The following is an 11827-nucleotide window of genomic DNA, read 5'->3' on the forward strand; positions in this document are numbered from 1 at the left end:
ACCATGAGCGCACCAAAGTGGTGCAATCATGTGACGCAGTGCCCGAATCGGCGCATTTATGATTGTGTGTGATTGTATATTGATCTAAAGTGATTGGTAAGGATTGATAATGGTATTTTGCCTGTTGTTCTTCGCTCCTGACTTGCTGGCGGCTTTCATAGGCTGTGTGGCCGCTCAATACAATAAAGATAAAGAGAGCAGTTATGTTAAAACACCTCATAGGCGGGCTAGCGCTGCTAGGCCTGCAATCTGCAATGGCAGCCACGGTTTGGCAGCCACTTAACCCCGGTGCCGGGGGCCAGGTACAGGATGTGGTGGCAGACCCTAACCAGGCCAACGTTGTGTACATGGCCTCTGATATGGAAGGGGTTTATAAAAGCACCAACAATGGCGAAAGCTGGCAAATCACCGGCAACCTGGTAAACAACCGGGTATTTGCCGTGGCGGTAGCGCCCGGTAATTCCAGCAAAGTATTGGTGGGCACCCTTTACGGGCTGCACATTTCCACCAACGGCAGTAACAGCTATACGCTGGTGCCGGAAACCGAAAACAAATCCATCGCCAGCATTGCCTTCAAGCCTGGCAATGCCAATCACATTATTGCTGCACCCGGCTGGCGCGATGACGACGATTTCATCGGTAAATTTGGGGAAACCGCCACCGGCCCGGGCCAGGTATTTGTGTCGCAAAACGGCGGCAGCAGCTGGCAAACGGTCACCTTCGACAGCAACAACAGCACCGATCGCAACGTCTACTCGGTGGAGTTTGATAAAACCAACCCCAGTACCGTGTACCTGGGCTCCAATAAGGGTGTTTACAAAAGCACCAACGGCGGCCTGAACTGGCAGCGCATTGCCGGCCCCAATGATGGCAGCCGCCCCTGGAACAAGGGCATTGCCTTAAGCCCTAATGGCAAGGTGCTCTACGCCACCTTTGCCGAGGCCAAGGCCGACTTGCGCTACAACACCAATTTCCTGGTGTACGCCACCCGCACCAACGGCATTAACTGGCAGCAGGTTACCGGTGGCGGGCTGGAAGGCAATCGCCGCTATTGGTACCCAGAGGTAGACCCACGTTCAACGGGCAACAGCCACAAGCTGCTCTTGGGTGCGGTGAAAGACCGCTTTGGTTTGTTCGAGGGCACCTTCAACTGGGACAACAACGGCAACCTCACCAGCTACTACTGGGAAAAAATCTGGGACAGCTACGACGGCAGCTGGGACATAGGTTGGGATTACGCAACGCCCCCCAATGCCCGTTTTGCCCACTACACACCCGCCACCGGCGGCTGGGCACGGGGCGTGTGGTCTACCACCAACCAGACCATGTACTACGCCAGCCACAACAGCGGCAACAACAGCTACAGTTGGGCCAACAAGTATTCAACCCCCACCAGCCAAACCGTTAACTGGTACGGAACTGATTGGCCCACCTACAAGGGCAAAGGCACCGAGAGTACCTACACCTACGATGTGGCCGTGCATGACAACTACGTAATTCAAGGCCAGGCCGATAACGGCTTGATGGAAAGCTGGGACGGCGGTGTGTCCTGGTCGAACATGCAGCACCGGCGCGGTGGTGGCTTTAATTTGTCAGACGTACAGGCAGTGGACATTGCCGATGCCTGGGGCGTGCCCACGGTGGTGGCGCAGGCCACCTCCGGTTACGGTGGCGCGGCACACAACGGCCGCTTATGGGCCAAACGGTTGAACACCCATAGCCCCTCTGATCAATGGGTTGAACTTGCCGGTGGCCCCAACGCCAAAGCGGGCTTACCCAAGGGAGTGCTCCGCGATGTGGCGGTATCACCTGCCAACCCCGCCAAGGTGTTTATGTTCAGCTCGAACTACGGCCTGTACATGTACGAAGACATTGGCCTTGCGCTGGATTACCACGATCGCGGCCAAACGCTGCCGGTAACGCTGGTATACGAAGGTTTGGATAACAGCACCGAAGCCCGCATGGCGCGCAAGATTGCCCCGCACCCCACCAATGAAAAGGTGGTGTTTTTAAGCTCTACCGGCGGTGTGCAAGGTGTATGGCGCGGCGAGCAGCAAAGCAACGGCAGCTGGAACTTCGCCCGGGTTTTGGAGAGTTCTGGTTGGGATGCGGAAGTAGAAGCCTGGGCCCATAACGGCACCGTGTACCTCATGAGCTTTGCCAAGGGCGGCGGCCCGGATCTTGCCGATGGCAACAACTGGCAGATATTGCTCTCTACCGATGAAGGCCAAAGCTGGCAGAAAATTTTCACCCCGGCCAACGCCAAGAGCGTGCGCCCAACCAGTAATCTGGTGTGGTGGAACGCCGTGGGCGATCGCTTCAAATTTACCGGTAAAGGCGGCTCGGCCGGTGCCGGCAACAAGATTGTGATGAGCTATTACGATCACGACTACCAGCTGGGTTATGGCGTGTTCCTGGGCACTATCCAGAGCAATGGCCAGGTGAACTGGCAAGACATCACCGACGACCTGCACTTCTCCGGCATGACCAGCTCGCGCTTTATTAAAGATGCAGGCCAAATGTACCTTTACTCCACTACACCCGGTGCCGGTTTATGGCGCAGGGCTATCAGTGGTATGAGTATGGATCCGGCGCCCTCCGGCGCACCTGCCAAGCCCACAAACCTCAATGGCCAGTTGCAGTCGTCCACCAACTCTGCGGCCCTTAGTTGGAGTGACGCTTCAAATAACGAAACCGGCTTTCGCATTGAGCGCTCGGCCAATGGCGGGGCCTACAAGGTAGTGGGGCAGGTGGGGCGCAACGCCACAAGCTTTACCGATGCCAATCTGGCCGGCGATACCCAATACACTTACCGCGTTTATGCATTCAATAGCGCGGGCAAGTCTGCCAACTCCAATACCAAAACCCTTACCAGCGGCGACCCGGTAGACCCGCCCGTTGCCTGTGAGCCTGTAAACCTGACGCCCGATGGTAACTTCACCGGCGGCCAGGGCGCCTGGACTGTGTACGCCAATACCAGTGCCGGTGCATCGGCCACGGGCAGCGTGGGCGTAGAGGGTGGATTTGGCAACGGCAACTCGTTGAAGGTAAACATCGGCGCGGCCTTTAGCACTAACGACGTGCAGGTTCAGCGCAGCTTCGGCAAGCTTGAGCCAGGCAACACCTACATGCTGAACTTCAACGCCAAGGCGGCCAGCAACCGCACCATGGAAGTGAAAATTCATCAGGCCCAAAGCCCTTGGGCCAACATCAAAACGCCCGATGAAATCCAGCTCACCACACAAGATCAATCCTTCACGCTGTTTTATGAGCCGGGTGTGGATTTCGGCAACCTGAAGCTGGGCTTTTTCCTGGGCAACAGCACCACCGATGTGTGGCTGGATGAAGTGAGCCTGCAACGCTACTGCGATACCGTAGTGCAACTGCCAGCCCCGGCTTCGGTGACGGCCAGTGCAGTGTCTGCAAGTTCCGCCAGCGTTAGTTGGAGCGCGGTGACCGATGCCGCAGGCTACCAGGTGCAATACCGCCCAGTGGGCGGCAACTGGGCCACGGCCGAGGCCAACACCCCCGCCACCAGCGCGTCAGTTACCGGTTTAGCCACCGGCGACTACGAGTTCCGCGTGCGGGCGCTGGCCTCTGTGGGCCAATCTTCCGAGTACCAGTTATCAAACGTGATAACACTCGAAGAAACCGGCGGCCCCTGGGGAGCGCCCGGGTGGATTGCAGTGTCGGTTAGCTCAGATACCTCAGTGAACGTGCAGTGGGCATCGGTTGAAAGCGCGGTTTCCTACGACGTGCAGCAGCAACTCTCTACCGAAACCACCTGGCGCAAGGCCGAATACGGTGTTGCGGGTACGTCTGCCTCGGTTACCGGCCTGGATGCCGGCGCAACTTACAAGTTCCGCGTAAAAGCGCGCAATGCCAGCGGCCAGGCCACATCCTGGACCACCAGCAGCCAGGTGAACCTCTCTGGTAGCCAGCCTCTGGCCGCGCCCGCCAATGCCGATGCCCTGGCGGTAAGCCATAACCGGGTGGATGTGAGCTGGAGTGCCGTAACCGATGCCGACAGCTACAGCCTCCAGCGCAGTGTGGATGGGGGTGCCTGGGCGGGCCTCACTTCCGGTGTTACGGCCACCAGCTACAGCGACACCAGCGTCAACCCCGATACCCTGTATGACTACCGCATTGCCGCGGTAAACAGCAGCGAGCAATCGGGCTGGACGGAAACCGGCGCCGTGGCCACACCCTCGGCGCCCAGCGGAAGCTTCGGTGCCCCTACGGGCGTGAGCGCCAGTAAATCGGGCAGCACCAGTGTGACCGTGAGCTGGAACCCCGTGGTGGACGCCGTCACCTACGACATCCAGAAGTTCAAAGCCGGCGATGCCTGGCGCAAGGCCGAGTACGATGTCACCGGCACCAGCGCCACCATCACCGGGCTGGATGCCGGCGCCACTTACACCTTCCGGGTAAAAGCGCGCAACGCCTCGGGTTCTGCCAGCGGCTGGACAGAATCCAATAACGTGGGCCTCTAACATTGGTTGGTAAATTGTAAGTAAGTGCTTCTTCTCTCCGTCCGGGGCGTGCGTAAACCCCGGAGCCTGCCCCGCCACTGGCGGGGCTTTTTTTGTGCTGTGTGATCAGGTCTCGGGCCTTGTTGATCGTTGACCGGAGTTGACTAATGGGTAACCCTAGTGATTCTTGATTGGGGAATTCAAACCGTGGCATTTATCCTCGAAAAAATAACCGAAGACATCAAACAATCAATAGTGTCGGACGCGGCCTCTGACGCAAATCTGCAGTCTCTGATGCAGTATGCCGCGAAAGAAAACCACCTTACAAAATCGCGAGCAATAGATTATGAAACAGGATGCTACCTGATGATGTGCCCAACTATTGTCCGAGACGATCGCTGCGACATTGGCTATTTATTTTATTGCATCGGCACTTGGTATGAGTTTTATCTGAACACCCCGTTTTCAGTCGATGCCCGATTTCGCAAAGAGGTGAACCTTACCGGTGAGGACTTTGAGGCCCTTACCCGTCGTATAAAAAATGCGTTCTCAGTGCATGGCTACTTTGGACTAGAAGATGACCGTGAACAGGCTGTAGTTCTTAATTTCCAAGAGGAAAATAATTGAGCATCAATAGGGTGTATCAATAGGGTCAGAGTCATTTGATTTCTGTATCAATAGGGTCAGAGTCATTTGATTTCTGTGATGCCACCAATAAAGCTCGGGCTCCGGGGGTAATCGATTGAAGACGCATATCGAAGCCAGGGCCGGGCGCAGAGCCGTTCTTGCCCGCAGAGGTGGCGTCAGTAAATCGGCCGCGTGCAGAAATGGGTAGGATCAATGACTCTGACCCTATTGATTTTGATTCCTATTGATTTGACCCGCTCCCGATTATCCGCTCATGCGTTGATCAGACTGCTCAAGCGTTGGTTAAAAATTCACCGAAAACCGAAGTTTTCACTGCAAAATTGTTCGATTTTAGAAAAACCGAAGAGAATTTGGTGTGTTTTATGGTCGGGTGATCGATTATAAGTGTCTGTTATTTATATGTTTTTGTTGTTATTGGTACTCTATCAATAGGGTCAGAGTCATTTGATTTCTGTGATGCCACCAATAAAGCTCGGGCTCCGGGGGTAATCGATTGAAGACGCATATCGAAGCCAGGGCCGGGCGCAGAGCCGTTCTTGCCCGCAGAGGTGGCGTCAGTAAATCGGCCGCGTGCAGAAATGGGTAGGATCAATGACTCTGACCCTATTGATTCATGACTCTGACCCTATTGATTCCTATTGATTTGACCCGCTCCCGATTATCCGCTCATGCGTTGATCAGACTGCTCAAGCGTCGGTTAAAAATTCACCGAAAACCGAAGTTTTCACTGCAAAATCGTTCGATTTTAGAAAATCAGAAGAGAATTTGGTGTGTTTTATGGTCGGGTGATCGATTATAAGTGTCTGTTATTTATATGTTTTTGTTGTTATTGGTGCTCAGTGTACTCAACTTTAATCAAAACTGAGAAATAGTTTCTTCGGATTCGTAAATGCAAAGTTTTTAGAGCAATTGCACCGATATAGTGACCCCAAACGATAACCATAATTGGGCAATGATATGTCGGTACCTCCTAGCAGTGCGGCCAGTGCGGCCGGCCTTGCATCAACGGATGCAAATTCCTCCAACTCCTACGTATTCCCGCTGTTGGTGATGACCAGCCTGTTTTTCATCTGGGGCTTTATTACCAGCCTGAACGACATTCTGATTCCGCACCTGAAAAGTGCCTTCGACCTCACCTACGTGCAGGCCATGCTGATCCAGTTCACCTTTTTTGGCGCCTACTTTTTGGTATCCATACCCGCCGGTGCGCTCATTCGCCGCATCGGCTACCAGAACGGGGTTTCGGTGGGGCTGGGTGTGGCTGCGCTCGGCTGCATCCTGTTTTACCCGGCGGCGGCCATTCAGCAGTATTGGCTGTTTCTGGCGGCGCTGTTTGTGATGGCCTCGGGCATCACCCTGCTGCAGGTCTCGGCCAACCCGTACGTGGCGGTGCTGGGCAACCCCGATACCGCCTCCAGCCGGCTGAATTTCTCACAGGCGATCAACTCTGTAGGCCACACCGTTGGCCCTTTGTTTGGTGCGCTGTTGATCATGACCGGCGATCACACCCAGGTGGCCGAAACCGCCAACCCCGAAGCCGTACAAATTCCCTATTTGATGATTGCAGGCTTTCTGCTGTTGGTTGCTGCCATTTTCAAATTCCTGAAGTTGCCCTCCATTGAAGGCGATGCCATGGCGCTTGGCGCCAGTGGTCAAACCAGCGCCTGGCAGTACCCGCACCTGGTGTTGGGTGCAGTGGCCATTTTTCTGTATGTGGGCGCAGAAGTATCCATTGGCAGCTTCATCATCAACTTTATTTCGCTGCCTGAAATCGGCCAGATAGACGAGCGCACCGCCGCCCAATACCTCACCTTTTATTGGGGTGGCGCCATGGTTGGCCGTTTCATCGGCTCGGCCGCGTTGCAATTTATCAAGCCGACGAGTGCACTGTTTTTTAACGCCGTTGTTGCCGGTGCGCTGCTGATGCTGGTGGTGGCTGTTGATGGCGCGCTGGCCATGTGGGCGGTACTGGCCATTGGCCTGTTTAACTCCATTATGTTCCCCACCATTTTCACGCTGGGTATTCGCGGCCTGGGTTCGCTCACAAGCCAGGGCTCGGGCATTTTGTGCCTGGCCATTGTGGGTGGTGCCGTGGTGCCTATGGCGCAGGGTTTTGTGGCCGATGGCGTGTCTTTGTCTGCAAGCTTTGCCGTGCCCTTGCTGTGCTATGCCTTCATCGCCTGGTATGCGCTGGTGGGTGCGAAAAAGCACTGAGGGTAAATACATGGCTAAAAATATTATTTGCTTCGGCGAGGCGCTAATCGATTTTCTGAACGTAGGCAGCCAAGATTTACAGGGCGTGCCTATCAACCGGTTCGATCAATACCCGGGTGGGGCGCCTGCCAATGTGGCGGTGGCGCTGGCCAAGCTGGGTGCACCGGTGCAGTTTTTGGGGCAGGTGGGGCAAGATGCCTTCGGCAACTTTCTGATTGATTGCCTGAACACCTACGGGGTAGATACCCGCCTTACCTTGCAACACCCCAGTGCCCCCACGGCACTGGCGTTTGTGTTTTTGGATGCATCCGGCGATCGCAGCTTCTCTTTCTATCGCGATGCCAGTGCCGACCTGCTGCTGACACCGGCACAGTGCCCGGCAACTCTCTTTGAAGGTTGTGGCATTTTTCACTTTTGCTCTAACACCTTGACCGATGAATCCATCACCAAAACCACAGAGGCGGCGCTGGCCAATGCCCGTGCCCAGGGCGCGGTGGTGAGCTTTGATGTGAATTTGCGCCACAACCTGTGGGCCAAAGGCGCCGCAGATATTGCGCGCGTGAATCGCTTGGTACACGCGGCAGAGGTGGTGAAATTCTCCCGCGATGAGTTGGATTATCTGGCCGGCAGTGGCAATGCCAGCAGTTACTTGCAGGCGTGTTTTGCAGCCGGTGTAAAGCTCGTGTTGGTTACAGATGGCGGCCAGCCCGTGCATGCCTATACCGCGCAGTTTGATGTGGTGGCCGGCATTCCTGATGTTGACGTGGTGGATACCACCGCCGGCGGCGATGGCTTCACCGGTGGCATGTTGTGCGCCGTCAATGCGCTGGGTTTAAGCGCATTAACTGCAGATGCGGACCTTCTTACGCGGGCGGTGGGATTTGCTGTTTCCTGCGGTGCTGTGGCGGTATCACGTCCGGGCGCTTTTCCTGCATTGCCCACGCTTGATGATGTAAAACCTTTCTGGAACTGATATGGCCGACTACCCGAATTTCCGAAGCGCCGCGTTTTTGCGCGACCACATGCAATCCATCCTGGATTTTTACGAGCCCAATGTAGACGACGCCGTACAGGGTGGATTTCACCAAAATTTTTATGATGACGGCACGGTATTCGAGCCGGGCCGCAAGCAGCTCGTAAGTTCAACACGCATGGTGTTTAACTATTGCACGGCGTTCGCTGCCTTCGGGCGCGATGCGTATTTAGCGCGCGCAGTACGGGGGTTGGATTACGTCAAGCAACATCATTGGGATGCCGCGCGTAACGGCTATCAGTGGGTGTTGGAAAATAACTCGCCCGTCGATCAAACCAATCAATGCTACGGCTTGGCGTTTGTCATGTTGGGCTATGCCAGCGCCCACATGCGCGGCATTGAAGGTGCAGCGCAAGGCATTGCTCACACCTGGGAAATTATGGAGTCGCGCTTTTGGGTACCCGCTCACAATCTCTATGCCGATGAAGCCAGCCCCGACTGGTCTGAGGTGAGCGACTACCGCGGTCAAAACGCCAATATGCATTGCTGTGAGGCCTTGCTGATGGCCTATGAAGCCACAGGTGATGCACTGTATCTGGATCGTGCCTATCTATTGGCAAAAACCGTGGCCGTTGAGCTGGCGGCAAAAGGCAATGGCCTGATCTGGGAACATTTCACATCGAGCCTTGAGCCGGATTGGGAATTCAACAAAGACGATCCGAAAAATTTGTACAAGCCCTGGGGCTTTCAGCCCGGCCATCAAACCGAGTGGACCAAGCTTTTACTTACCCTACACCAATTCCGCCCGGAACAATGGATGCTGGATCGTGCACGCGCACTCTTCGATGCCGCCTGGGAAAACTGCTGGGATGCCGAGCGCGGCGGCCTCTACTACGGCCACGCGCCAGACGGGCGCATTTGTGATGACGAAAAATATTTCTGGGTGCAGGCGGAATCCTTTGCTGCGGCTGCCATGTTGGCAAAAGCCCTGGGCGAGGAATCCTACTGGGAAAAATACGATGCGCTCTGGCGTTACAGCTGGGATCACATGATCGATCACAAGCACGGCGCCTGGTACCGCGTGTTGTCGGCCGACAACAAGCCCCTGTCAAACATTAAAAGCGCCGCTGGCGCCAAGTGCGACTACCACACACTGGGTGCTTGCTGGCAAGTGCTTCAGACTTTGAATAAATAGCTAGCAGAGGAAATAACATGCTTCGCTCGAACTACATAATAAAACCGGCGGCCTTGTTGCTTGCAACCGGCAGCTTGCTGCTTGGCGCTTGTGGCGCCGATAAAGCAGAAATCAAACAAGGGGCTAAGCCCAGCGCTGAAGTGCAGGCGGCTGCCGGTGTTACCCAGTGGGTAGACCCGTTCATCGGAACCGCCAATGAAGGCAATACTTACCCGGGCGCAGTACTGCCTTGGGGTATGGCCTCGGTTGTTCCGCAAAATATTGACTTCAGTAACCGTAAAAACTCTGCAGCCTATGTTTTTGGTGAGCCCTACATTTATGGTTTTGGCCATATGCAGCTTTCAGGCGTGGGCTGCCCAAGTTCGGGCGCGCTGCCTGTAAAAGTCACCACAGGCGAGCTGTTGCTTGGCCAACAGGATACCCGTAGCCGATACTCGCGCGAAATGGCCGAGCCAGGTTACTACCGCGTATTTTTAGATACCTTTGGCGTGCTGGCTGAAATGTCGGCCACAACCCGCTCGGGCATTAGCCGCTACCAGCTGCCAGCTGGCCAAACCAACTTTATTTTTGATTTGGCGCTCAACCAAGGTGAAACCAAAGGCGGCACGATTACCCATGTGAGCGAAAACCGCGTTGAAGGTTTTCAGGCAGAAGGTAACTTCTGTGATGCAGGCCAAATGCGGAAAATATTTTTCGCAGCCGAGTTCAGCAAGCCTGCAGCCAGCTTTGAGAAGTTCGAATCGCCGGAGTTCTTAAAAGAAGCCAAGCGCGTTGATGGCGGTAACTATGAAGGTGTGCACTTAAGTTACGAGTTCGCAGAGCCCACTGAAATTGAATTGCGTGTAGGCATCTCATTTGTGTCGGTTGAAAACGCACGCGAAAACCTGAAGGTGGAACAAGGCAATAAATCCTTTGCCGAAATTCGCAAAAATGCTAAAGCCGCCTGGGAAAAAGAGCTGTCTGTTGTAAAGGTTAAAGGTGGCACCAGCGAGAACAATACCAAGTTTTATACCGCGTTTTACCACTCACTGATCATGCCGCAGACCTACAATGATGTGAACGGCGAATACCTGGGTATGGACGGGAAAACCGTTCGCAAGGCCGAGGGGTTCACCCGCTATTCCACCTTCAGCCTGTGGGATACCTACCGCACAGTGCACCCGTTGATCACGTTAACCCACCCCAAGCAGCAAACCGACATGTTGAAATCCATGGCGGATATGGTGCACGACAGTGGCTGGCTACCAAAGTGGGAACTATTGGGAATGGAGGCGGCCACCATGGTGGGCGACCCGGCAGTGCCGGTAGTAGTAGACAGCTACCGCAAAGGCTTGACCGACTTTGACGCAGAAGCCGTTTACGGCGCCATGGTAAAAGCGGCAACCCAAACCGAGCCCTTTAACCACATGCGCCCGGGTTTGAAGCACTACCGTGAGCTGGGTTACATCCCGCAGGATGATCGCGGCGGTGAAGGCAAAGATTTCGGTTGGTTCAACGGCATTGTATGGGGCACGGTTTCAACCACCCTGGAATACAACCTGGCGGATTGGAACATCGCCAAAATGGCCGAGGCATTGGGTAAAACCGAAGATGCCAAGGCATTTCATGAGCAAAGCCTAAGCTACAAAAAACTCTACGATGAAGAAACCGGATTTTTGCGCCCGCGCAATAAAGACGGCTCCTGGATGACGCCGTTTGATCCGCTCGATCGCCACTGGGATATCCGCTGGAAAATGAGCGGCGGCGCCGGCTACGTAGAAGGTACTGCATGGCAATACCTGTTCTTTGTGCCACACGATATGCCAGGCCTGATTGATATCATGGGTGAAGAGCAGTTTATTACGCGCCTGGATGAAAGTTTTGACGAATTTTATTTCGACATGACCAACGAGCCAGATATCCAGTACCCCTTCCTGTACAACTATGTGGCCGGTAAGGAATACCGCACCCAGGAAGAAGTGCGCTACGCCGTTGATAAGTACTTCACCACCTCGCCCTGGGGTATTCCCGGCAACGATGACGCCGGCACCTTGTCTGCCTGGTTAGTGTTTGCCATGATGGGCTTCTATCCGGATTTGGTGGGCGAGCCCAGCTACCAGCTAGCGCTGCCAAGTTTTGCACGGGTAGATATCGCCCTTGACCAAAACTATTACCCGGGTGAAAGTTTTTCCATTGTTGTGGAAAACTTTGAAGATACGCACCGTTACATCAACAGCAAAAAGGTTAATGGCCAGGCGCACGCAGCCTTCCAGTTGAGCCACGATACCATCGTAAAGGGTGGCGCAATGTCGCTCACTTCATCACTCTACCGCGAGGTTAAGTGAT

6 protein-coding genes are annotated in these 11827 nt (G+C 54.8%); all 6 read left to right on the top strand.

The window, feature by feature from the left end; translation table 11 throughout:
- Nucleotides 1-203: 203 nt before the first annotated feature.
- The gene (locus tag L1F30_RS01925) at nucleotides 204-4493 is read left to right on the top strand and encodes a fibronectin type III domain-containing protein (RefSeq protein WP_253358704.1); all 4290 of its coding nucleotides are present in this window, start codon (nucleotides 204-206) and stop codon (nucleotides 4491-4493) included.
- A gap of 159 nt (nucleotides 4494-4652) precedes the next feature.
- Nucleotides 4653-5099 carry a hypothetical protein gene (locus L1F30_RS01930; RefSeq protein ID WP_253358706.1) on the top strand — a complete coding sequence of 149 codons (447 nt, stop codon included), beginning with the start codon at nucleotides 4653-4655 and terminating at the stop codon, nucleotides 5097-5099.
- A gap of 978 nt (nucleotides 5100-6077) precedes the next feature.
- Nucleotides 6078-7334, top strand: a complete 1257-nt coding sequence (locus L1F30_RS01935) for a sugar MFS transporter (RefSeq protein WP_253358708.1) — start codon at nucleotides 6078-6080, stop codon at nucleotides 7332-7334.
- Nucleotides 7335-7344: 10 nt separating this feature from the next.
- A complete protein-coding gene (locus L1F30_RS01940; RefSeq protein ID WP_253358710.1) occupies nucleotides 7345-8307 on the top strand; it encodes a carbohydrate kinase in 963 nt (320 codons plus the stop codon).
- Nucleotide 8308: 1 nt separating this feature from the next.
- Nucleotides 8309-9502, top strand: coding sequence for an AGE family epimerase/isomerase (locus L1F30_RS01945; protein WP_253358711.1), 1194 nt, complete (start codon nucleotides 8309-8311; stop codon nucleotides 9500-9502).
- Nucleotides 9503-9519: 17 nt separating this feature from the next.
- Complete coding sequence (locus L1F30_RS01950; protein ID WP_253358713.1) at nucleotides 9520-11826, top strand: GH92 family glycosyl hydrolase; 2307 nt, start codon at nucleotides 9520-9522, stop codon at nucleotides 11824-11826.
- Nucleotide 11827 lies beyond the last annotated feature (1 nt).

The organism is Simiduia sp. 21SJ11W-1 (assembly GCF_024138675.1).
In the GTDB taxonomy this organism is placed as follows: Bacteria; Pseudomonadota; Gammaproteobacteria; order Pseudomonadales; family Cellvibrionaceae; genus Simiduia.

Excerpts from the sequence above, each read along its gene's own strand:
- L1F30_RS01935 (WP_253358708.1), top strand. The coding sequence starts at position 6,078 with ATGTCGGTACCTCCTAGCAGTGCGGCCAGTGCGGCCGGCCTTGCATCA.
- L1F30_RS01925 (WP_253358704.1), top strand. The coding sequence starts at position 204 with ATGTTAAAACACCTCATAGGCGGGCTAGCGCTGCTAGGCCTGCAATCT.
- L1F30_RS01940 (WP_253358710.1), top strand. The coding sequence starts at position 7,345 with ATGGCTAAAAATATTATTTGCTTCGGCGAGGCGCTAATCGATTTTCTG.
- L1F30_RS01945 (WP_253358711.1), top strand. The coding sequence starts at position 8,309 with ATGGCCGACTACCCGAATTTCCGAAGCGCCGCGTTTTTGCGCGACCAC.
- L1F30_RS01950 (WP_253358713.1), top strand. The coding sequence starts at position 9,520 with ATGCTTCGCTCGAACTACATAATAAAACCGGCGGCCTTGTTGCTTGCA.